This window comes from Pseudomonas fontis, from assembly GCF_028656955.1.
Classification (GTDB): Bacteria; Pseudomonadota; Gammaproteobacteria; order Pseudomonadales; family Pseudomonadaceae; genus Aquipseudomonas; species Aquipseudomonas fontis.
In genome coordinates this window covers 1-22,135 of record NZ_JAMDGY010000080.1, presented here as the reverse complement: position 1 = coordinate 22,135, position 22,135 = coordinate 1, and the positions used below count along the sequence as shown (strand labels likewise).

Here is a 22,135-nt window from a genome sequence, read left to right as displayed (position 1 = left end):
GTGCCTCCACGATGGAGGCTGGCGTCTGATCGAGAAGGCTACATCGCAAGGAGTCTAGATGAGCGTTGATAACGCCTACGCGGTCGAGTTGAAGGGCGTGACCTTCAAGCGCGGTTCGCGCAGCATCTTCAATAATGTCGACATACGTATTCCCCGCGGCAAGGTCACCGGCATCATGGGACCTTCCGGTTGTGGCAAGACTACGCTGCTGCGCCTGATGGGCGCGCAGCTGCGTCCGGCCAGCGGCGAGGTATGGGTGGGCGGGCAAAACCTGCCGACCCTGTCGCGCAGCGACCTGTTTGACGCCCGCAAGCAAATGGGCGTGCTGTTCCAGAGCGGCGCCTTGTTCACCGACCTCGACGTGTTCGAGAACGTGGCATTTCCGCTGCGGGTGCACACCCAGCTGTCTGATGAAATGATTCGTGACATTGTTTTGATGAAGCTGCAGGCCGTCGGCCTTCGCGGTGCCATCGAACTCATGCCCGATGAATTGTCCGGCGGCATGAAACGTCGTGTGGCGCTGGCCCGGGCTATCGCCCTGGACCCGCAAATCCTCATGTACGACGAACCGTTCGTCGGGCAAGACCCTATCGCCATGGGTGTGTTGGTGCGCTTGATCCGTCTGCTCAACGACGCGCTGGGTATCACCAGCATCGTGGTCTCCCATGACCTTGCAGAAACCGCGAGCATTGCCGACTACATCTATGTGGTAGGTGACGGTCAGGTATTGGGGCAGGGAACTCCGGACGAGTTGATGGGCTCTGATAACCCACGTATTCGCCAATTCATGAAAGGCGATCCGGATGGACCGGTACCCTTTCACTTTCCTGCGCCCAATTACCGCGCCGATCTTCTGGGGACGCGTTGATGCGCAGAAAATCCTTGCTCGAACGAATTCGCCTGTTTGGCCGCTCTGCCATCGATGTGGTGGCCGTGCTGGGTCGCTCCGGTCTGTTCCTCATGCACGCCCTGACCGGGCGCGGCGGGATCGGCGGCGGCTTCCAGTTGCTGGTCAAGCAACTTTATTCGGTCGGCGTGATGTCGCTGGCTATTATCGTTGTATCCGGCGTGTTCATTGGCATGGTGCTGTCGCTGCAAGGCTTCAGCATCCTGGCCAAGTACGGTTCCGAGCAGGCGGTTGGGCAGATGATCGCCTTGACCCTGCTGCGTGAATTGGGCCCGGTGGTCACCGCGCTGCTGTTCGCCGGTCGTGCCGGTTCGGCGCTGACTGCCGAAATCGGCAACATGAAGTCCACCGAGCAGCTGTCGAGCCTGGAAATGATCGGCGTCGACCCGCTCAAGTACATCGTTGCACCGCGTTTGTGGGCCGGTTTCATCTCCCTGCCGCTGCTGGCAATCATCTTCAGCGTGGTCGGTATCTGGGGTGGTTCGTGGGTAGCGGTTGACTGGCTGGGGGTCTATGAGGGCTCCTTCTGGTCGAACATGCAGAACAGCGTGTCGTTCACCGACGACGTGCTCAACGGGGTGATCAAGAGCCTCGTGTTTGCCTTTGTTGTTACCTGGATCGCCGTATTCCAAGGCTACGACTGTGAGCCCACCTCAGAAGGGATCAGTCGTGCCACTACCAAGACCGTGGTCTATGCCTCGCTGGCTGTCCTGGGTCTGGATTTTATTCTGACCGCTTTGATGTTTGGAGATTTCTGATGCAAAACCGCACCCTGGAAATCGGTGTCGGCCTGTTCCTCCTGGCCGGGATCCTGGCGCTGCTTCTGCTGGCCTTGCGTGTCAGCGGCCTGTCTGCCAGCCCGAGCAGCGACACCTATAAACTTTATGCCAACTTCGACAATATTGCCGGTTTGACTGTCAGAGCTAAAGTGACCATGGCAGGTGTAACGATCGGCAAGGTCACAGCCATCGATCTGGACCGCGATACCTTTACCGGTCGGGTGACGCTGCAGCTGGAAAAACGGGTGGATAACCTGCCTTCCGACTCCACTGCTTCGATCCTGACCGCTGGCCTGCTCGGCGAGAAATACATTGGTATCAGTGTTGGCGGTGATGACAAGGTGCTCAAGGAAGGCGGGACCATCCATGACACCCAGTCCGCGCTGGTGCTGGAGGATCTGATTGGCAAGTTCCTGCTCAATACCGTTGGCAAAGAAGCTAAATAAGGAGTTTCCATGATTTCGATTCTGCGACGCGGCCTCTTGGTATTGCTGGCAACCCTGCCGATGCTGGCGGTTGCCGCACCCTCGCCCAAGGAAGTGATTGAAAACACCACCAACCAACTGCTCTCCGACCTCAAGTCGCACAAGGACGAGTACAAGGCCAACCCGCAGGCGTTCTACGATGCGTTGAATGCCAACCTGGGGCCGGTGGTCGATGCCGACGGCATCTCGAAAAGCATCATGACCGTGAAGTATTCGCGCAAAGCCACGCCAGAGCAGATGCAGCGCTTCCAGGAAAACTTCAAGCGCAGCCTGATGCAGTTCTATGGCAATGCCCTGCTCGAGTACAACAACCAGGGCATTACCGTGGGCAATGCCAAGCAGGACGGCGATGACCGTGCCAGCGTCGACATGTCGGTCAAGGGCAACAACGGCGCCGTGTATCCGGTGTCCTACACCATGACCAAGATTGATGGCGACTGGAAAGTGCGCAACGTGATCGTCAACGGTATCAACATCGGCAAACTGTTCCGTGACCAGTTCGCCGACGCGATGAACCGCAACGGCAACGACCTGGACAAGACCATCAACGGCTGGGCTGGCGAAGTGGCCAAGGCCAAGGCAAGTGCAGATAGCTCGCCGGAGAAACAGGTGCAATGAGTACCACGGCCGTACAGCTGGGCGAACATGACGTGCTGAGCCTCAGCGGGGTGCTGGATTACCGCTCGGGCCCGGCGCTGCGCAAGGACGGCAAGGCGCTGATCGCCTCCAGCAAGGCACCGATGCTGGTGATTGATTGCTCGGCGGTGGACAAATCCAGCAGCGTCGGGCTTTCCCTGCTGCTGGCGTTCATGCGTGATGCACAAGCGGCAGGCAAGACGTTCGAGGTTCGCGCCATGCCCCAGGACATGCGCGAAATCGCCGAAGTCTATGGCCTGGATGAGCTGTTGGGAGGTCGGTAGACACCGACTAAAGATCGCCCCTCTGTCAGCGTCCTTGTTAATGGGGTTCGCAGGCGAGGGGCTTTTTTGTATGATGGCCGACCCGCGCGCACAGGGCGCCGATTGAGGTTGAGCATGCAGGCCGTAGAAGTTAAGAACTTCCTTGAAGAAAAGTTGCCGGGAACCCGGGTCGAAGTTGAAGGCGAAGGCTGCAATTTCCAGTTGAACGTGATCAGTGACGCGTTGGCGGCCCTTAGCCCGGTCAAACGTCAGCAGCAGGTGTATGCTCACCTGAACCCCTGGATCACCGATGGCAGCATCCATGCGGTAACCATGAAATTTTTCAGCAGCGCAGCCTGGGCTGAGCGCACCTGAGCCAACTTGGCGGCGAGACTCTAATGGACAAACTGATTATTACTGGCGGCGCTCGTCTTGACGGCGAGATCCGCATTTCCGGCGCAAAGAACGCAGCACTGCCGATTCTGGCAGGTACCCTGCTGTGTGATGGCCCGGTCACGGTCGGCAACCTGCCGCACCTGCACGACATCACCACCATGATCGAGCTGTTCGGTCGCATGGGCATCGAGCCTGTGATCGACGAAAAGCTCGCGGTGGAGATCGATCCACGCACCATCAAGACCCTGATCGCCCCGTACGAGCTGGTTAAAACCATGCGTGCGTCGATCCTCGTACTGGGCCCGATGGTCGCCCGTTTCGGCGAAGCCGAAGTCGCGTTGCCTGGCGGTTGCGCGATCGGTTCGCGTCCGGTCGACCTGCACATCCGTGGCCTGGAGGCCATGGGCGCGAAGATCGAAGTCGAAGGTGGCTACATCAAGGCCAAGGCGCCTGAAGGCGGCCTGCGTGGCGCGCACTTCTTCTTCGACACCGTCAGCGTCACCGGTACCGAGAACATCATGATGGCCGCTGCCCTGGCCAAGGGCCGCAGCGTGCTGCAGAACGCCGCGCGTGAGCCGGAAGTGGTCGACCTGGCCAACTTCCTGATCGCCATGGGTGCGAAGATCCAGGGCGCTGGTACCGACACCATCACCATCGACGGTGTCGAGCGTCTGGGTTCTGCCACCTACCGCGTGATGCCGGACCGTATCGAGACCGGTACCTACCTGGTAGCCGCTGCCGTGACTGGCGGTCGCGTCAAGGTCAAGGACACCGATCCGACCATCCTTGAAGCGGTCCTTGAGAAACTCAAGGAAGCCGGCGCCGAGATCACCACCGGTGAAGACTGGATCGAGCTGAACATGCACGGCAAGCGGCCAAAAGCCGTGAACCTGCGTACCGCTCCGTACCCGGCGTTCCCGACCGACATGCAGGCGCAGTTCATCTCGCTCAACGCCATTGCCGAAGGCACCGGCGCGGTCATCGAGACGATCTTCGAAAACCGCTTCATGCACGTGTACGAAATGCACCGCATGGGCGCGCAGATCCAGGTCGAAGGCAACACTGCCATCGTGACCGGCACCAAGACCCTCAAAGGCGCGCCAGTCATGGCGACCGACCTGCGGGCTTCGGCCAGCCTGGTACTGTCGGCGCTGGTTGCCGAAGGCGACACGCTGATCGATCGCATCTACCACATAGACCGTGGCTACGAGTGCATCGAGGAAAAACTGCAGATGCTGGGCGCGAAGATCCGTCGCGTACCGGGCTAACCTGCCAAAGGGCGCAAGGACGCGCCCAGATTTTGCTGGACCGAATTGATGGCCGTCGGGTACCGTCTGGGACCCGGCGGCTTTTAGCCGCATAAGGACCGACGTTTCCCATGTTGACCATCGCGCTGTCCAAAGGCCGCATTCTCGACGATACCCTGCCGTTACTGGCGGAAGCGGGCATCGTGCCTACCGAGAATCCGGATAAAAGCCGCAAACTGATCATCCCCACGACCCAGGACGACGTGCGCCTGCTGATCGTGCGGGCCACCGACGTGCCGACTTATGTCGAGCATGGCGCCGCCGATCTGGGTGTAGCCGGCAAGGATGTGTTGATGGAATACGGTGGCCAGGGCCTGTACGAGCCCCTGGACCTGCAGATTGCCCAGTGCAAGCTGATGACCGCCGGCGCCATTGGTGCCCCCGAGCCTAAAGGCCGTCTGCGCGTGGCGACCAAATTCGTCAACGTTGCCAAGCGCTACTACGCCGAGCAGGGCCGTCAGGTCGACATCATCAAGCTGTATGGCTCGATGGAGTTGGCGCCACTGATCAACCTTGCCGACAAGATCATCGACGTTGTCGACACCGGCAACACCCTGCGTGCAAACGGCCTGGAACCCCAGGAAATGATTGCCACCATCAGCTCTCGCCTGGTGGTCAACAAGGCATCGATGAAGATGCAGCACGCCCGTATCCAGAGCCTGATCGACACCCTGCGCCAGGCTGTCGAATCGCGACACCGCGGCTGACCTCTGCGCGCGACCTTCGCTGTCGCGCCCGTCTATCCGCGTCATAGCCAACTCTCTCGGGTGCCCGCGCGGATGGACTGGTAGCTTAGGGCGCCTGAGCAATCGCCATTTATCGAGGCCCTCGCTATGACCACGTCCACTGCAATTCGCCGTCTCAACGCCGCTGACCCGGATTTCGCCCGACATCTGGATCATCTGCTGAGCTGGGAAAGCGTGTCCGACGAGTCGGTCAACCAGCGGGTGCTGGACATCATCAAGGCCGTGCGTGAGCGTGGCGATGCCGCCCTGGTGGAATTCACCCAGCGTTTCGACGGCGTTCAGGCAACCTCGATCAACGACCTGATCCTGGGGCGCGAGCGCCTGGAACTGGCGCTGACCCGTATCACCCCGGTGCAGCGTGAAGCGCTGGAAAAAGCCGCGACCCGCGTGCGCATCTACCACGAGAAGCAGAAGCAGGATTCCTGGACCTACACCGAGGCCGATGGCACCGTGCTGGGCCAGAAAGTCACGCCGCTGGACCGTGCCGGCCTGTATGTACCGGGTGGCAAGGCGTCCTACCCGTCGTCGGTACTGATGAACGCGATCCCGGCCAAGGTGGCCGGTGTGGGCGAGGTGGTGATGGTCGTGCCGACCCCGCGTGGTGAAATCAACGAGTTGGTGCTGGCGGCGGCCTGCATTGCCGGTGTCGACCGGGTCTTCACCATCGGTGGCGCCCAGGCCGTTACGGCCCTGGCCTATGGCACCGAAAGCGTGCCGAAGGTGGACAAGGTGGTCGGCCCGGGCAACATCTATGTGGCCACGGCCAAGCGCCATGTGTTCGGCCAGGTCGGTATCGACATGATCGCCGGCCCGTCGGAGATCCTTGTGGTGTGTGACGGCCAGACCGACCCGGACTGGATCGCCATGGACCTGTTCTCCCAGGCCGAGCACGATGAAGATGCCCAGTCGATCCTGGTCAGCCCGGACGCGGCGTTCCTCGACAAGGTTGCTGCGAGCATCGACAAGCTGCTGCCAACCATGGAGCGTGCCGAGATCATCCGCACCTCGATCAATGGCCGTGGTGCGTTGATCCATGTGCGCGACATGGCCCAGGCCATCGAAGTGGCCAACCGCATTGCCCCGGAGCACCTGGAGTTGTCGGTGGCCGACCCGCAGGCCTGGCTGCCGCAGATCCGCCACGCCGGTGCGATCTTCATGGGCCGCCACACCAGCGAAGCGCTGGGTGACTATTGCGCAGGCCCTAACCACGTGTTGCCGACCTCCGGCACCGCGCGGTTCTCCTCGCCGCTGGGGGTGTATGACTTCCAGAAGCGTTCGTCGATCATCTTCTGCTCCGAGCAGGGTGCATCGGAACTGGGCAAGACCGCTTCGGTACTGGCCCGTGGCGAATCGCTGAGTGCCCACGCCCGTAGCGCCGAATACCGCATCCTTGCCGACGATCAACAGGGGAACTGAACAATGAGCAAATTCTGGAGCCCCTTCGTCAAGGACCTGGTGCCTTACGTGCCGGGTGAGCAGCCGAAGCTGGCCAAACTGGTCAAGCTGAACACCAACGAAAACCCGTATGGTCCCTCGCCCAAGGCGCTGGAAGCCATGCGCGGCGAGCTGAACGACAACCTGCGCCTGTACCCGGACCCGAACAGTGACGTCCTTAAGCAGGCCGTTGCCGAGTATTACGGCGTGCAGGGCAACCAGGTATTCCTGGGCAACGGTTCGGACGAGGTGCTTGCGCACATCTTCCACGGGCTGTTCCAGCACGGTGCGCCGCTGCTGTTCCCGGACATCAGCTACAGCTTCTATCCGGTGTACTGCGGCCTGTATGGCATCCCGTTCGAAGCGGTGGCGCTGGACGAGCAGTTCCAGATCCGTGTCGAGGACTATCAGCGCGCCAACGGCGGGATCATCTTCCCCAACCCGAACGCGCCGACCGGTTGCCTGCTGGCACTGGAAGCCATCGAACAACTGCTCAAGGCCAACCCGGACTCGGTAGTGGTGGTCGATGAGGCCTATATCGATTTCGGCGGGCAGACCGCCATTAGCCTGGTGGATCAGTACCCGAACCTGCTGGTTACCCAGACGCTGTCCAAGTCGCGCTCCCTGGCGGGGCTGCGGGTTGGCCTGGCGGTGGGGCACCCGGACTTGATCGAGGCGCTGGAGCGGATCAAGAACAGCTTCAACTCCTACCCGCTGGATCGCATGGCAATTGTCGGCGCGGCGGCGGCGTTCGAAGACCGTGAGTACTTTGACGAGACGTGCCGCAAGGTCATCCAAAGCCGCGAATTGCTGGTGCGGGAGCTGACGGCGCGTGGGTTCGAGGTGCTGCCTTCGGCGGCCAACTTCATCTTTGCCCGTCATCCGCAGCAGGACGCGGCGGCCATTGCTGCGCGGGTGCGTGAGCAGGGGGTGATCGTGCGGCACTTCAAGCAGGAACGGATTGCCCAGTTCCTGCGGATCACCATCGGTACGCCAGAGCAGAACCAGGCGTTGCTGGATGCGTTGAACTAAGCAGCACCGCGTCGCACCTAATCGCCGGCAAGGCCGGCTCCCACAAGGATCGCAAAAACACTGCGAGCCTTGTGGGAGCCGGGCTTGCCGGCGATTGCATTCACAGGCTGCAAAGGTTTAACCTCGGCCATTCAAATTCATCCGATGATTGGATGTAAACATGCCGCAGATCATCAAGCGCTCCCTGGTCGAGCAAGCCGTCGAGCAGTTGCGCGAGCGTATCGCCCGTGGCGCCTGGGCGGTTGGCCAGCGTTTACCGACCGAGCCCGAGCTGGCAATGGAGCTCGGCATCAGCCGCAACACCGTGCGGGAAGCCATGCGTGTGCTGGCCTTCAGTGGCCTGGTCGAGGTCCGCCAGGGCGACGGCAGCTACCTGCGGGCCTGCGTCGACCCGCTGCTGGCCGTCCAGGCCTTGTCCCGTTGCAGCTTGGCGCAGGCGCGCGAAGCACGGCACATCCTTGAAAGCGAAGCGATCGGCCTGGCGGCAGTGCGCCGTACCGATGCCGACCTCGTGGCTTTGCACGAGGCCCTGGCCGGTATCAGCGCGCACTTCCAGGGCGAAGCCGACACCTACATCGCATACGACCTGGTGTTCCACCAGTGTCTGGTCGATGCCGCGCACAATCCGGCCTTGAGCGAGTTGTACCGTTACTTCTCCGCGGTCCTGGCCAGCGCCCTGCACCACAGCATGAGCGAAGGCCCCCGGCGCCAGCCGGTGCTCGACCTGCACCGCGACATCCTCGATGCCGTCGAACAACGCGATCCGGAGCGGGCCAAGGCCCTCAGCCGGACCCTGATCAATGAACCTTGACTGCGAGACTGCCATGGCTCAAGACACCGCCCGCACCCCGCCGCCCAGCCCAGGGCCCGAACTTGAACAACTGCTGATCGACGCCGAAGCCGACGATGCCAAGGTGCAACAGCAAACGGTGCTGTTGCAGCGGCCGTGGCTGTTGCTGCTCGGGCTGGTGCTGGTGGCGCTGAACCTGCGTCCGGCGCTATCGAGCATGGCGCCGTTGCTCAGCCAGGTTTCCGAGAGCCTGGGCTTGAATGGCTCGCAGGCAGGCTTGCTGACCACCTTGCCGGTGCTTTGCCTGGGGTTGTTCGCACCGTTGGCGCCGATTCTGGCACGGCGTTTTGGCGCTGAGCGGGTGATCCTCGGGATCCTCCTGATGCTGGCCGCCGGCATTGCCCTGCGCAGTTCGGCCGGCAGTGTGGGGGTGTTTGCCGGCAGCCTGGTGGCAGGGGCCAGTATCGGCATCATTGGCGTACTGCTGCCGGGGATCGTCAAGCGTGACTTCCCCAAGCAGGCCGGGGCCCTGACCGGGGTCTACACCATGGCGCTGTGCCTGGGCGCGGCACTTGCGGCGGGGGCGAGCGTGCCGCTGAGCCAGCATTTCGGGCAAAGCTGGGAAGTCGGGCTGGGCTTCTGGCTGGTGCCAGCGCTGATCGCTGCGTTGTTCTGGCTGCCGCAAGCGCGTCATGGGCATGGAGCCCATCGGGTCGCTTACCGGGTGCGCGGGTTGTGGCGTGATCCGTTGGCCTGGCAGGTCACGCTGTACATGGGCTTGCAGTCGTCGCTGGCGTATATCGTGTTCGGCTGGTTGCCGTCGATCCTGATCGGCCGGGGCTTGACCCCGACCCAGGCAGGGCTGGTGTTGTCCGGCTCGGTGATCGTGCAGTTGATCAGTTCGCTGAGCGCCCCCTGGCTGGCGACGCGTGGCAAGGATCAACGCCTGGCGATTGTCGTGGTGATGCTGCTGACCCTGGGCGGGCTGTTCGGTTGCCTGTATGCCCCGCTCGATGGCCTCTGGGGCTGGGCGGTGGTGCTGGGGTTGGGGCAGGGTGGTGCCTTCGCGTTGGCGCTGACCTTGATCGTGCTGCGCTCGAAGGACTCGCATGTGGCCGCCAATCTGTCGAGCATGGCCCAGGGCGTGGGGTATACGCTGGCCTCGATGGGCCCGTTCGCGGTCGGGCTGGTGCACGACTTGACCGATGGCTGGGCGGCAGTGGGCTGGATTTTCGCGGTGCTGGGCGTGGCAGCGATCGGCTTCGGCCTGAAGGCCGGGCGGGCGCTGCAAGTGCAGGTGACCAGCGAGAAGGTCTGACCTTTAAAGGCATCGCGGGCTTGTCCGGATATTCGCCAGATAAATGCCCGTGGCATTTCCCCATCGCCACGACTATCGTGCAGGCCTCCCCACAGGTAAACGGACCCTGCCCATGAGCGAAGCCCACAGCGAACTGATCACCCGCTTCTACCAGGCCTTCCAGCGTCTGGACGCCGAAGCCATGGTGGCCTGCTATACCGACGACGTGGTATTCAGCGACCCGGCCTTCGGCACCCTGCGTGGCAAGGATGCCGGCGACATGTGGCGCATGCTTGCCAGTCGCGCGCAAGACTTCTCCCTGACCTTCGACAACGTGCGCGCCGACGAGCGCAGCGGCGGCGCCCACTGGGTGGCCACCTACCTGTTCCGCCAGACCGGGCGCACCGTGGTCAACGACATCCAGGCCCGCTTCACTTTCCGCGATGGCAAGATCTGCGAGCACCACGACAGTTTCAACCTGTGGCGTTGGTCGCGTCAGGCACTGGGCTTCAAAGGCCTGTTGCTGGGCTGGACGCCGTTGGTGGCCGACAAGGTACGTCAGCAGGCGACAAAAGGCCTGCGCGCATTCCAGGCCAGCCGCTGAGGCGCTAAGCTGTCGGCTTTGCCGCCTCGCCTTGAATTGCCCGTGACCGAATCCATCGCCCTGCCATCGCCCAAACCCTGGTTCGTCTACCTGGTACGCGCCGCCAACGGTTCGTTGTACTGCGGCATCAGCGACAACCCGCAGCGGCGCTTTGCTGCCCATCAGAAAGGCACTGGCGCGCGCTATTTCAAGACCAGCCCGGCAGTCGCCCTGGTGTATGTCGAGCAATGGCCGGACAAGGGCGAGGCGCTGCGCCAGGAGCGCCTGGTGAAGAAGCTGCGCAAACGCGCAAAGGAGGCCTTGGCGGCCTCCTGGCAGGGGGTCAGTCCTTGCGACGCTTGAGCTGATCGGTCAGCTGCGTCGGCAGGCCCTTGATGATCAGCGTGCCGGCTTCTTCGTCGTACTCGATCTTCGAGCCCAGCAGGTGCGCTTCAAAGCTGATCGACAGGCCTTCGGCACGCCCGGTGAAGCGGCGGAACTGGTTCAGGGTGCGCTTGTCGGCCGGGATCTCCGGCGACAGGCCGTAGTCCTTGTTGCGGATGTGCTCGTAGAAAGCGCGCGGGCGGTCTTCATCGATCAACCCGGACAGCTCTTCCAGCGCCACCGGCTCGCCGGCCTTGGTCTGGCTGGTGGCGTAGTCGACCAGGGTCTGGGTTTTCTCGCGGGCAGCTTCTTCAGGCAAATCTTCGCTCTCGACGAAGTCGCTGAAGGCCTTGAGCAGGGTGCGGGTCTCGCCCGGGCCGTCGACACCTTCCTGGCAGCCGATGAAGTCGCGGAAGTACTCCGAGACCTTCTTGCCATTCTTGCCCTTGATGAACGAGATGTACTGCTTGGACGTCTTGTTGTTCTGCCACTCGGACAGGTTGATGCGCGCGGCCAGGTGCAGTTGGCCGAGGTCCAGGTGGCGCGATGGGGTCACGTCCAGCTCGGCGTTCACCGCAACGCCTTCGCTGTGGTGCAGCAGGGCGATGGCCAGGTAGTCGGTCATGCCTTGCTGGTAGTGGGCGAACAGCACGTGGCCACCGGTCGACAGGTTGGACTCTTCCATCAGCTTTTGCAGGTGCTCTACCGCTACCCGGCTGAAGGCAGTGAAGGTACTGCCGGCGTCCAGGTATTCCTTGAGCCAGCCGCTGAACGGATGGGCCCCGGACTCTGCATGGAAGAAGCCCCAGGCTTTACCCTGTTTGGCGTTGTAGCTGTCGTTGAGGTCGGCCAGCAGGTTTTCGATGGCGGCCGACTCGCTCAGCTCGGTATCGCGAGCGTGCAGCACGGCAGGGGTGCCATCGGGTTTCTTGTCGATCAGGTGGACGATGCAATGACGGATCGGCATGGGATTCTCGGTCGAAAATGGGCGCGCCTGGGCGCACTGCAAAGTGGTGAAGTGTAACCCAGGAGCGGGCGTGGGCTGAGACTTGGGTTGTAACCGTGTAGGGGTTGTTCGTTTTTTGTTCAGTTTTTTGCGCTTTTTCGTGCAAACCCCCGAAAAACCTGAACATTTGCGGCCTACTAGGCGGATATTTATCTATTCCTGTGGTAGTTTTGCCCGGTCTTGCGCCCCGCGTGTGGCGCATTGCTGGCAGACCGCTTGTGTCACGTCGAACCAAACGCCGTTTTGTGTATCTACATACCCGATTGGCAATGGATGTACCCCGGACCGCTCTACCCCCAGCAGGGCCGGGTCGATGGCTGACGCAGCACTCTGCAAACCAACTGAATTTGATTAGGGAAGGAACACCACCATGGCATTGACCAAAGACCAACTGATCGCCGATATCGCTGAAGCTATCGACGCGCCAAAAACCACCGCGCGTAACGCTCTGGAGCAACTGGGCCAGATCGTTGCTGATCAACTGGAAAATGGCAGCGAAATCACCCTGCCAGGTATCGGCAAGCTGAAAATCACCGAGCGTCCAGCCCGTACCGGCCGCAACCCTTCGACTGGCGCTGCCATCGAAATCGCTGCCAAGAAAGTCGTCAAGTTTGTTCCAGCCAAAGTGCTGACTGACGCTGTAAACAAGTAATTGTAAGCAGCTTCAAAAGAAACCCCGCCAGGGTCTGACCCTGGCGGGGTTTTTTATTGCCCTGTCGCCGGCAAGGCCGGCTCCCACAGAAATTGCGTACTGCTAATACTGTGGGAGCTGGCCTTGCCAGCGATGCTTTTGATTTATTTGCCGGCCCAGCGCTGCTGGCGCCACACCTGCCGCGCTTCAGCACTCTGGAAGGTCCAGGCTACCAGACGGCTCTGTTTCTGCCCCTGGCCCATCTCCAGCACGCGTTGCTCAACCACACCGGCCTTCTTCAGTACCGCTTCGATACCCGGCAGGTTCGAGGCCTTGGACACCAGGCTGCTGAACCACAGCACCTGCTGGCCCAGGCTCTTGCTCTCGTTGACCAGTTGGGTGACAAAGCGGATCTCGCCGCCCTCGCACCACAGCTCGTTGTTCTGCCCGCCAAAGTTCAGCACCGGCAGCTTGCGCTTGGGGTCGGCCTTGCCCAGTGCCCGCCATTTGCGTTGGCTGCCACGGGTGGCCTCCTCGCGCGAGGCGTGGAAGGGCGGGTTGCACAGGGTGACGTCGAAACGCTCGTCCTCTGTCAGCAGGCCGAGCAGAATCTGCTTGCGATTGCCTTGCTGGCGCAACTGGATCGCCTTGCCCAGCCCATTGGCCTGGACAATCGCCTTGGCCGAAGCCAGGGCCACCGGGTCGATGTCCGTGCCCAGGAAGCGCCAGCGGTAGTCGCTGTGGCCAAGCAGGGGGTAAATGCAGTTTGCCCCCACGCCAACGTCCAGCGCCTGCACCTGGGCGCCACGCGGGATCTCCCCGGCGTTGTCCTCGGCCAGCAGGTCGGCCAGGCCATGCAGGTAGTCGGCACGCCCCGGAATCGGCGGGCAGAGGTAGTCCGCCGGGATGTCCCAGTGCTGGATGCCGTACTGGGCCCGGAGCAGGGCGCGGTTGAACACGCGCACCGCCTCGGGGTTGGCAAAGTCGATGCTCGGCTTGCCATAGGGGTTGGTGATCATGAACGCAGCCAGCTCGGGGCTGCTCTTGATCAACTGGGGGAAGTCGTAGCGGCCCTGGTGGCGGTTGCGCGGGTGCAGGGTCGGTTTGTTTGGCGTCGTCATAAGTGCTTCCGGTAAAAAGCATCGCGGGCAAGGCCCGCTCCCACAGGGTCAACAGTAACCTGTGGGAGCGGGCCTTGCCCGCGAGGGTGTCGCTGATGTCAGCGAGTCTTACAAGCTGGCAATCCGCGCATGCTGCTCGGTGAAGTTGGCCAGGGCCTGTTCGGCCTCAGCCAGCTTCGCGCGCTCTTTGTCGATCACCGCGGGCGGCGCCTTGTCGACGAAAGCGGCGTTCGACAGCTTGCCGCCGACGCGCTGCACTTCGCCTTGCAGGCGCTGGATTTCCTTGTTCAGGCGCGCCAGCTCTGCGTCCTTGTCGATCAGCCCGGCCATCGGCACCAGCACCTGCAGGTCGCCAACCAGGGCGGTAGCGCTCAGTGGCGCCTCGTCCTGTTCGCCGAGCACGGTGAAGGATTCGATCTTCGCCAGCTTCTTGAGCAGCGCTTCGTTTTCCAGCAAGCGACGCTGGTCTTCGGCACTGGCGTTCTTCAGGAACAGTTGCAATGGCTTGCCCGGGCCGATGTTCATCTCGCCGCGAATGTTGCGCACGCCGAGCATCAGCTCCTTGAGCCATTCGATGTCGTCCTCGGCAGCCGCATCGATACGGCTTTCCACGGCCACTGGCCATGGTTGCAGCATGATGGTCTTGCCCTCGGCACCGGCCAGCGGCGCGATGCGCTGCCAGATTTCTTCGGTGATGAACGGCATGAACGGATGCGCCAGGCGCAGCGCCACTTCCAGTACGCGCACCAGGGTGCGACGGGTGCCACGGGCGCGTTCGACCGGAGCGTTCTCGTCCCACAGCACAGGCTTGGACAGTTCCAGGTACCAGTCGCAATACTGGTTCCAGATGAACTCGTACAGCGCCTGGGCAGCCAGGTCAAAGCGGAATTGATCCAGTTGGCGGGTCACTTCGGCTTCGGTGCGTTGCAGCTGCGAGATGATCCAGCGATCCGCCAGCGACAGCTCGTAGGCTTCGCCGTTCTGGCCGCAATCTTCGCCTTTGTCCAGCACGTAGCGGGCGGCGTTCCAGATCTTGTTGCAGAAGTTGCGGTAGCCTTCGACGCGGCCCATGTCGAACTTGATGTCGCGACCGGTCGAGGCCAGCGAGCAGAAGGTGAAGCGCAGGGCGTCGGTGCCGTAGCTGGCGATGCCTTCCGGGAACTCGACCTTGGTCTGCTTGGCGATCTTCTCGGCCAGCTTGGGCTGCATCATGCCGCTGGTGCGTTTTTCCAGCAGTTCGTCCAGGGTGATGCCGTCGACGATGTCCAGCGGGTCAAGGACGTTGCCCTTGGACTTGGACATCTTCTGGCCCTGGCCATCACGCACCAGGCCATGCACGTAGACCGTCTTGAACGGAACCTGCGGGGTGCCGTCCTCGTTCTTCACCAGGTGCATGGTCAGCATGATCATCCGGGCGACCCAGAAGAAGATGATGTCAAAGCCGGTGACCAGCACGTCGGTGGAGTGGAAGGTCTTGAGGAATTCGGTCTGCTGCGGCCAGCCCAGGGTGGAGAAGGTCCACAGGCCCGAACTGAACCAGGTGTCGAGCACGTCGTTGTCCTGGTTCAGGACCACGTCGCTGCCCAGGTTGTGCTTGGCGCGGACTTCTTCTTCGCTACGGCCGACATAGACCTTGCCGGACTCGTCGTACCAGGCCGGGATGCGGTGGCCCCACCACAGCTGGCGACTGATGCACCAGTCCTGGATATCGCGCATCCAGGAGAAGTACATGTTTTCGTACTGCTTGGGCACGAACTGGATGCGGCCGTCTTCGACAGCGGCAATCGCAGGCTCGGCCAGCGGCTTGGTCGACACGTACCACTGGTCGGTCAGCCACGGCTCGATGATGGTGCCGGAGCGGTCGCCCTTCGGCACTTTCAGGCCGTGGTCGTCGACGCTGACCAGCAGGCCGGCGGCCTCGAAGTCGGCAACGATCTGTTTACGCGCAACGAAGCGATCCAGGCCGGCGTATTGCGCAGGCAGGGTAGCGTCGAGGCTGTCGTTGACGCTGCCGTCGAGGTTGAACACCTGGGCTGCTGGCAGCACGAAGGCGTTCTTGTCGAAGATGTTCAGCAACGGCAGGTTGTGGCGCTTGCCGACTTCATAGTCGTTGAAGTCGTGGGCCGGGGTGATCTTCACGCAACCGGTACCGAACTCGGGGTCGCAGTAGTCGTCGGCGATGATCGGAATGCGTCGGCCAACCAGCGGCAGCTCGACGAACTTGCCGATCAGGGCTTGATAGCGCTCATCGTTCGGGTTAACGGCTACGGCGGCGTCGCCGAGCATGGTTTCCGGACGGGTGGTGGCGACGACCAGGTAGTCCTTGCCTTCAGCGGTCTTGGCGCCGTCGGCCAGCGGGTAGCGCAGGTTCCACAGGTGGCCTTTCTCGTCGTGGTTTTCCACTTCGAGGTCGGAGATCGCCGTGTGCAGCTTGGTGTCCCAGTTGACCAGGCGCTTGCCGCGGTAGATCAAGCCGTCTTCGTGCAGGCGCACGAAGGCTTCCTTGACCGCTTCGGACAGGCCGTCGTCCATGGTGAAGCGCTCGCGGCTCCAGTCCACGGAGGAACCCAGGCGGCGGATCTGGCGGCTGATGTTGCCACCGGACTGCTCTTTCCATTCCCAGACCTTGTCGAGGAACTTCTCGCGGCCCAGGTCGTGGCGGCTCTGGCCCTTGGCTTCGAGTTGGCGCTCTACCAGCATTTGCGTAGCGATACCGGCGTGGTCGGTACCTGGCTGCCACAGGGTGTTGCGGCCCTGCATGCGGCGGAAACGGATCAGGGCGTCCATGATCGCGTTGTTGAAGCCATGACCCATGTGCAGGCTGCCGGTGACGTTCGGCGGCGGGATCATGATGGTGTACGACTCGCCTGCACCTTGCGGGGCGAAATAGTTCTCGGACTCCCAGGTGTTGTACCAGGAAGTTTCAATAGCGTGCGGCTGGTAGGTCTTATCCATGCGCGGCGGGACCCTATGGCATTAATTCGGGAAAGCCGAGAAGTATAACGGGGATAAGGCCTGGGGCGTAGCGCGAGGTGATGGTGGGGTGGCAAAAAGCATCGCCGGCAAGGCCGGCTCCCACAGGTGAAGGTGAAATACCTCTGTGGGAGCCGGCCTTGCCGGCGATGCGGGCCCAAGGCCCGCCTAATTCAGGAGGGCAACTGGCTGAGCAGGCGCTCAAGCCGCGCATCCAGGCGCCGCTTGATTTCGTTTTCGATATGCGGGGTAAAGTCCTTGATCACGTCCTGCATGATCAACTGTGCCGCCGCGCGCAATTCGCTGTCCAGGTGCAGCAGGGTGTCCTGGCGGCGGGTTTGCGGGTCCAGCTCTTCGCCAGGTGGCGCAGGTGTTACCGGCTCAGGCACGTCAGCCTGCTCCAGCAGCAGCGGGATCTGTTCGTCCACCGTATCGGTGAGCATCGGCGGTTCGAGGGTGTCGTCACCGAGCAACTGGCGGATCGACTCAAGGTCGTCCAGCAGGTGGGCGGATTTTGAATTTGCAGGTTTGTCCATCGTCGTCAGAGTCGCTGTAAGCGGTGATCTTGCAGAGCATAGCCCTGTTCGCGGTAGAAACGGAAACTCTCCCGGGCTGCCAGGCGGATCGCCGGTTCTTCAACCACGATCTCGGCAATACGGGCAAAACGGGCGGCAAATGGCGGAACCTTGAGGTCCAGGTTGACCAGCAGGTCCTGGTGGCTACCCGCGTCATCGCCGATGCCCAGGGCAACGGCGGCGTCGCCATCCTCTTCGGCCCGGCTGTGCGGGACAAAGGCTTCGCCCTTGAACGCCCAGAGCCGTGCATCCAGTTCGTCGCGCTGGGCCGCATCGCTGCAGTTCAGGTAAACCCGATGGCCCAGGCGCCAGGCCTTCTCGCACAGCTTGCAGGCGAAATCCAGCCGCGCGGCAGGCGCGGGGCTGGGCAGAATATAAAAGTCGACTTTGCTCATGATGGTCGTGCCGGCCAGCTACGCCCGAAGGCGCAGCCGGCGGCGCTCGTCTCAGGCGCTGGCGCGGTCAAGCAGGTACTGGGTCAGCAGCGGGACCGGGCGGCCAGTGGCGCCCTTGTCCTTGCCACCGCTGATCCAGGCCGTGCCGGCGATGTCCAGGTGCGCCCAGTGGTAGGCCTTGGCAAAGCGCGAGAGGAAGCACGCGGCAGTGATGGTCCCGGCTTTCGGCCCGCCAATGTTGGCGATGTCGGCAAACGGGCTGTCCAGTTGTTCCTGGTACTCGTCGAACAACGGCAGCTGCCAGGCGCGGTCGTCTGCCCGCTTGCCGGCGTCGAGCAGTTGCCCGACCAGGTCGTCGTTGTTGCCCAGCAGGCCCGAGGTGTGGCTGCCCAGGGCAACGATGCAGGCGCCGGTCAGGGTGGCGATGTCGATCACCGCCTGCGGCTTGAAGCGCTCGGCGTAGGTCAGGGTGTCACACAGCACCAGGCGGCCTTCGGCGTCGGTGTTGAGGATCTCGACGGTTTGCCCGCTCATGGTGGTGACGATGTCGCCCGGACGGGTTGCGCCGCCGCTCGGCATGTTCTCGGCGCAGGCCAGCAGGCACACCAGGTTGATCGGCAGTTGCAGTTCCAGCACGGCGCGCAGGGTGCCGAAGACGCTGGCGGCACCGCCCATGTCGAACTTCATCTCATCCATGCCGGCGCCCGGCTTGAGGCTGATGCCACCGGTGTCGAAGGTGATGCCCTTGCCGACCAGCACAAAAGGCTTCTCGCTCTTCTTGCCGCCCTGGTATTGCATGACGATCAGGCGTGGCGGCTGGTCGCTGCCCTGGCCGACGGCGTAGAACGCGCCCATGCCCAGGTCCTTGATCTGCTTCTCGTCGAGCACTTCAACCTTGAGGCTCTTGAATTCCTTGCCCAGGCTCTTGGCCTGCTCGGCCAGGTAGATCGGGTGGCAGATGTTTGGTGGCTGGTTGCCCAGGTCGCGGGTGAAGCGCATGCCCGAGGCGATGGCGGTGGCGTGCTTGACCGCGCGCTCGACGTCGGCCTGGCCGGTTTTCTCGACCAGCAGGGTGATTTTCTTCAGGGCGCGCGGCTCGCCCTTCTTGCTCTTGTACAGGTCGAATGCGTATTCGCCGTCGAGCAGGGTTTCGGCCAGCAGGCGGGTCTTGCCGTAGTGGGCGTCACGGCCGGTGACCGCAACGTCGTCCAGTGCCAGGGTGGCATCGCTGCCGGCGAGGCCCTTGAGTACGTTCAGCACGCTGCCGACCAGTTTGCGCCAGCTGCGATCACCGAGTGCTTCATCCTTGCCGACGCCAACCAGCAGCACGCGCTCGGCCTTCAGGCCAGGCAGGCTTTGCAGCAGCAGGGTCTGACCGACCTTGCCGGCCAGGTCGCCGCGCTTGAGTACGCCGCTCAGGGCGCCGCCGCTGGCGTCATCGACCGCCTTGGCAGTGGCGCCGAGCTTGCGGCCTTCGCCAACTGGCAGGACCAGAGTGGCGGTTTTCAAGGATGCTGCGGCTACGCTTTTTACAACCAATTCCATGTCAGGTTCCCCGAATGATCAGTCTATAACGCGCTGTCGTGGCAGGCGTTTGCAGCGGCTGGACGCGCATCGGCGCACCAGAAGAGAAAGCCGCCAGTTTGAGCCTGCTGCGGTTGTGCTGACAACCCCGAGATGAAGCTTTGCACTGCGCCAAGTGACAGGCACCGTCAATCACAGGATAATGCGCCGACTTTTGTCTGGCTGCGCTATGCAGGCCGGCAACTATCATGGTTGCAACGTTTTCCTTGTTCGGCTGTCCGAGCCTGACAACCCAGGAGTGTCTGGTTTGATCGTCTTCCGTTATCTGTCCCGTGAGGTCCTGCTGACCTTGAGTGCCGTCAGCGCCGTGCTGCTGGTCATCATCATGAGCGGGCGCTTCATCAAATACCTGGCCCAGGCGGCCCAGGGCATGCTCGATCCGGGCGTGCTGTTCATGATCATGGGGTTCCGCCTGCCGGGCTTCCTGCAGTTGATCCTGCCGCTGGGGCTGTTCCTCGGTATTTTGCTGGCCTACGGGCGGCTCTATCTCGAAAGCGAGATGACCGTGCTGTCGGCCACCGGCATGAGCCAGCAGCGCCTGCTGGGCATGACCATGGTCCCGGCGTTGCTGGTGGCCTTGCTGGTCGCCTGGTTGAGCCTGGTCCTCAACCCGCTGGGCGTGGCCCGGGTGGCGCAGATCATCAACCAGCAGGATGCCCTGACCGAGTTCGACACCCTGGTGCCGGGTCGTTTCCAGAACCTGCGTGACGGCTCGCGGGTGACCTACACCGAGCAGCTCTCCGATGACCGCGCGCACCTGGCTGGGGTCTTCATCAGCGAGAAGCGCCTGTCCCAGGACAAGAGCAAGGACCGCGGCATTTCCGTACTGGTGGCCGAGAAGGGTCGTCAGGAAGTGCAGGCTGACGGCAATCGCTACCTGATCCTGGAAAACGGCTACCGCTACGACGGCAACCCGGGGCAGGCCAACTACCGGGCGATCAAGTACGACACCTATGGTGTGCTGCTGCCCAAGCCGGAAGTCAGTGAGGAGATCACCGACCGTGAGGCGATCCCTACGGCCGACCTGTTCAACCATGCCGGGCTGCGTGAGCGAGCCGAGTTGCAATGGCGCCTGTCGCTGCCGTTGCTGGTATTCATCGTGACCCTGATGGCGGTGCCGCTGTCGCGGGTCAACCCGCGCCAGGGGCGCTTCCTCAAGCTGCTGCCGGCGATTCTTCTGTATATGGCGTACCTGACAATTCTGATTGCTGGCCGCAGTGCCCTGGAGAAAGGCAAGATGCCGATCGCTCTGGGCCTATGGCCGGTGCATGGCCTGTTCCTGTTGATCGGCATAGGCCTGATGTACTGGGAGCCGTTGCGCCTGAAGCTGGCCAGCCGTCGTGCGGAGGTGGCCCGTGGCTAAACTCGACCGTTACATCGGCCAGAGCGTGCTGCTGGCGATTCTGGCCGTATTGGGCATTATTCTGGGCCTGGCTTCACTGTTTGCCTTCATCGACGAGATGGGTGACATCAGCGAGACCTACACATTGATGGATGCCGGCAGCTTCGTGCTGCTGACGGCGCCGCGCCGGCTCTACGACATGTTGCCGATGGCTGCCCTTATCGGCTGCCTGATTGGTTTGGGTAGCCTGGCGAGCAATAGCGAACTGACCATCATGCGTGCGGCTGGCGTGTCGATCGGGCGGATCGTCTGGGCAGTCATGAAGCCGATGCTGGTACTGATGCTGGCGGGCGTGTTGATTGGCGAGTACCTGGCGCCGGTCACCGAAAACAAGGCCCAGGCCGATCGTTCGCTGGCTCAGGGCAGTGGCGAAGCGCAGACCTCCAAGCGTGGCTTGTGGCACCGTCAGGGTGAAGAGTTCGTGCACATCAACACCGTGCAGCCTAACGGCCTGCTGCTGGGGGTAACGCGCTACAAGTTCGACGCGGAGCGCCACATGCAGACGTCCAGTTTTGCGCGTCGTGCGCAGTTCGCTGAAGACCACTGGCAGTTGCACGATGTGACTACCACCTACTTCCGGGGTGATCACACCGAGGTGATCAACAACCCGCAAGAGCGCTGGGACGTGGCGTTGACGCCTGAGCTGTTGAACACGGTGGTGATGGCGCCTGAGTCGCTGTCGATCACCGGGCTGTGGGACTACATTCATTACCTGTCTGACCAGGGGCTGAACAACGCCCGTTACTGGCTGGCGTTCTGGACCAAGGTGTTGCAGCCGGTGGTGACAGCGGCGCTGGTGCTGATGGCGGTGTCGTTCATCTTCGGGCCGTTGCGTTCGGTGACCTTGGGGCAGCGGGTGTTCACTGGCGTGCTGGTGGGCTTTGTGTTCCGGATTGCCCAGGATTTGCTGGGGCCTTCGAGCCAGGTGTTTGGTTTCCCTCCGTTGCTGGCGGTGCTGATTCCGGCGGGGATCTGTGCGTTGGCAGGGGTTTGGTTGTTGCGACGGGCGGGGTAGTGTTCGTTTGCTTGTGAGAGAGCCGGCCTTAGGGTCGGCTTTTTTGTGTGCTGTGGTTTTTTGGCTTATCCATTTGATTTTATTGGCTTTGCCGGCCCCTTCCGCGCTTGTTGTGTACGTCACACAAAGCAAAGCTACACACGCACCGTTGGGGTACACAATTTTCTGTAGCCGCTGCCATAAGGCTGCGCTGGAGCCCGTGAGGGCTCCCAAAGGCGGCGCCTGCGTTGCAGGCGAGCGCAGCCTTACGGCAGCGGCTACGTTTGCCAGCGATAGGCAAAGCAAGAGCGAAGCGAATTGTGCTGTTGATATTGATCGACGGGCCCCGTTACCAGAGGCTGAACGGAGGTGTCGTTAAACGGGTAGGGGCGCAGCCGGGACTGTCAGATTTTTT

The 22,135-nt window shown here is 62.3% G+C and carries 23 protein-coding genes; 17 read left to right on the top strand and 6 right to left on the bottom strand.

The features are described from left to right. Nucleotides 1–58 precede the first annotated feature (58 nt). The 14 genes from M5G11_RS21695 (at nucleotide 59) to M5G11_RS21630 (ending at nucleotide 11,018) form a co-directional block, all read left to right on the top strand. Entirely contained in the window at nucleotides 59–868 is an 810-nt protein-coding gene (locus M5G11_RS21695) for an ATP-binding cassette domain-containing protein (protein WP_273909116.1), read from the top strand. Beyond that, the gene (mlaE, locus tag M5G11_RS21690) at nucleotides 868–1,665 is read left to right on the top strand and encodes a lipid asymmetry maintenance ABC transporter permease subunit MlaE (RefSeq protein ID WP_273909117.1); all 798 of its coding nucleotides are present in this window, start codon (nucleotides 868–870) and stop codon (nucleotides 1,663–1,665) included. The genes M5G11_RS21695 and mlaE overlap by 1 nt, the downstream gene beginning before the upstream one ends. Further along, nucleotides 1,665–2,132 (top strand): outer membrane lipid asymmetry maintenance protein MlaD, encoded by a 468-nt coding sequence (gene mlaD / locus M5G11_RS21685; RefSeq protein ID WP_273909118.1) that lies wholly within the window; start codon nucleotides 1,665–1,667, stop codon nucleotides 2,130–2,132. Before mlaE ends, mlaD begins: the two co-directional genes overlap by 1 nt. A gap of 9 nt (nucleotides 2,133–2,141) precedes the next feature. Continuing rightward, nucleotides 2,142–2,789: an MlaC/ttg2D family ABC transporter substrate-binding protein gene (locus tag M5G11_RS21680; RefSeq protein WP_273909119.1), complete on the top strand. Its 648-nt coding sequence runs from the start codon at nucleotides 2,142–2,144 to the stop codon at nucleotides 2,787–2,789. Next, the gene (locus M5G11_RS21675; protein ID WP_273909120.1) at nucleotides 2,786–3,091 is read left to right on the top strand and encodes an STAS domain-containing protein; all 306 of its coding nucleotides are present in this window, start codon (nucleotides 2,786–2,788) and stop codon (nucleotides 3,089–3,091) included. The genes M5G11_RS21680 and M5G11_RS21675 overlap by 4 nt, the downstream gene beginning before the upstream one ends. 114 nt (nucleotides 3,092–3,205) lie before the next feature. Continuing rightward, nucleotides 3,206–3,445: a BolA family protein gene (locus M5G11_RS21670; RefSeq protein WP_273909121.1), complete on the top strand. Its 240-nt coding sequence runs from the start codon at nucleotides 3,206–3,208 to the stop codon at nucleotides 3,443–3,445. A gap of 23 nt (nucleotides 3,446–3,468) precedes the next feature. Beyond that, nucleotides 3,469–4,734, top strand: coding sequence for a UDP-N-acetylglucosamine 1-carboxyvinyltransferase (gene murA / locus M5G11_RS21665; RefSeq protein ID WP_273909122.1), 1,266 nt, complete (start codon nucleotides 3,469–3,471; stop codon nucleotides 4,732–4,734). A gap of 110 nt (nucleotides 4,735–4,844) precedes the next feature. Then, nucleotides 4,845–5,480 (top strand): ATP phosphoribosyltransferase, encoded by a 636-nt coding sequence (gene hisG / locus M5G11_RS21660; RefSeq protein ID WP_273909123.1) that lies wholly within the window; start codon nucleotides 4,845–4,847, stop codon nucleotides 5,478–5,480. Between the two features lie 126 nt (nucleotides 5,481–5,606). Beyond that, complete coding sequence (gene hisD, locus M5G11_RS21655) at nucleotides 5,607–6,935, top strand: histidinol dehydrogenase (protein ID WP_273909124.1); 1,329 nt, start codon at nucleotides 5,607–5,609, stop codon at nucleotides 6,933–6,935. 3 nt (nucleotides 6,936–6,938) lie between these two features. Continuing rightward, nucleotides 6,939–7,985 (top strand): histidinol-phosphate transaminase, encoded by a 1,047-nt coding sequence (gene hisC, locus M5G11_RS21650; protein ID WP_273909125.1) that lies wholly within the window; start codon nucleotides 6,939–6,941, stop codon nucleotides 7,983–7,985. Between the two features lie 160 nt (nucleotides 7,986–8,145). Next, nucleotides 8,146–8,796 (top strand): FadR/GntR family transcriptional regulator, encoded by a 651-nt coding sequence (locus M5G11_RS21645; protein WP_273909126.1) that lies wholly within the window; start codon nucleotides 8,146–8,148, stop codon nucleotides 8,794–8,796. A gap of 13 nt (nucleotides 8,797–8,809) precedes the next feature. Next, a complete protein-coding gene (locus M5G11_RS21640) occupies nucleotides 8,810–10,093 on the top strand; it encodes a CynX/NimT family MFS transporter (protein ID WP_273909141.1) in 1,284 nt (427 codons plus the stop codon). Between the two features lie 112 nt (nucleotides 10,094–10,205). Then, nucleotides 10,206–10,676: a nuclear transport factor 2 family protein gene (locus M5G11_RS21635; RefSeq protein WP_273909127.1), complete on the top strand. Its 471-nt coding sequence runs from the start codon at nucleotides 10,206–10,208 to the stop codon at nucleotides 10,674–10,676. A 42-nt stretch (nucleotides 10,677–10,718) separates the two neighbouring features. After that, nucleotides 10,719–11,018 (top strand): GIY-YIG nuclease family protein, encoded by a 300-nt coding sequence (locus M5G11_RS21630; RefSeq protein ID WP_273909128.1) that lies wholly within the window; start codon nucleotides 10,719–10,721, stop codon nucleotides 11,016–11,018. Here the strand turns inward: M5G11_RS21630 and yejK are convergent. Further along, nucleotides 10,999–12,006, bottom strand: a complete 1,008-nt coding sequence (gene yejK / locus M5G11_RS21625; RefSeq protein ID WP_273909129.1) for a nucleoid-associated protein YejK — start codon at nucleotides 12,004–12,006, stop codon at nucleotides 10,999–11,001. The genes M5G11_RS21630 and yejK overlap by 20 nt on opposite strands. Before the next feature lie 409 nt (nucleotides 12,007–12,415). Between yejK and M5G11_RS21620 the strand changes: the two genes are divergently transcribed. Next, nucleotides 12,416–12,697, top strand: coding sequence for an HU family DNA-binding protein (locus tag M5G11_RS21620; RefSeq protein ID WP_009398256.1), 282 nt, complete (start codon nucleotides 12,416–12,418; stop codon nucleotides 12,695–12,697). Nucleotides 12,698–12,840: 143 nt separating this feature from the next. On the opposite strand, the gene rlmF is transcribed toward M5G11_RS21620, so the two are convergent. The 5 genes from rlmF to M5G11_RS21595 all read right to left on the bottom strand — a co-directional run bounded on the left by rlmF (nucleotide 12,841) and on the right by M5G11_RS21595 (nucleotide 19,285). Continuing rightward, on the bottom strand, nucleotides 12,841–13,797 hold the full coding sequence (rlmF, locus tag M5G11_RS21615; RefSeq protein WP_273909130.1) for a 23S rRNA (adenine(1618)-N(6))-methyltransferase RlmF: 957 nt from the start codon (nucleotides 13,795–13,797) through the stop codon (nucleotides 12,841–12,843). Nucleotides 13,798–13,905: 108 nt separating this feature from the next. Continuing rightward, the gene (locus M5G11_RS21610) at nucleotides 13,906–16,752 is read right to left on the bottom strand and encodes a valine--tRNA ligase (protein ID WP_273909131.1); all 2,847 of its coding nucleotides are present in this window, start codon (nucleotides 16,750–16,752) and stop codon (nucleotides 13,906–13,908) included. Between the two features lie 191 nt (nucleotides 16,753–16,943). Further along, nucleotides 16,944–17,306 (bottom strand): DNA polymerase III subunit chi, encoded by a 363-nt coding sequence (locus M5G11_RS21605; RefSeq protein WP_273909132.1) that lies wholly within the window; start codon nucleotides 17,304–17,306, stop codon nucleotides 16,944–16,946. A gap of 5 nt (nucleotides 17,307–17,311) precedes the next feature. Then, nucleotides 17,312–17,740 (bottom strand): DNA polymerase III subunit chi, encoded by a 429-nt coding sequence (locus M5G11_RS21600; RefSeq protein WP_273909133.1) that lies wholly within the window; start codon nucleotides 17,738–17,740, stop codon nucleotides 17,312–17,314. A gap of 51 nt (nucleotides 17,741–17,791) precedes the next feature. Beyond that, nucleotides 17,792–19,285 carry a leucyl aminopeptidase gene (locus M5G11_RS21595; protein ID WP_273909134.1) on the bottom strand — a complete coding sequence of 498 codons (1,494 nt, stop codon included), beginning with the start codon at nucleotides 19,283–19,285 and terminating at the stop codon, nucleotides 17,792–17,794. A 286-nt stretch (nucleotides 19,286–19,571) separates the two neighbouring features. Here M5G11_RS21595 and lptF point away from each other — a divergent pair, with 286 nt between their 5' ends. Both lptF and lptG read left to right on the top strand, forming a co-directional pair. Continuing rightward, nucleotides 19,572–20,687 carry an LPS export ABC transporter permease LptF gene (gene lptF / locus M5G11_RS21590; RefSeq protein ID WP_273909135.1) on the top strand — a complete coding sequence of 372 codons (1,116 nt, stop codon included), beginning with the start codon at nucleotides 19,572–19,574 and terminating at the stop codon, nucleotides 20,685–20,687. Further along, complete coding sequence (gene lptG / locus M5G11_RS21585) at nucleotides 20,680–21,741, top strand: LPS export ABC transporter permease LptG (protein WP_273909136.1); 1,062 nt, start codon at nucleotides 20,680–20,682, stop codon at nucleotides 21,739–21,741. Before lptF ends, lptG begins: the two co-directional genes overlap by 8 nt. Nucleotides 21,742–22,135: the final 394 nt, after the last annotated feature.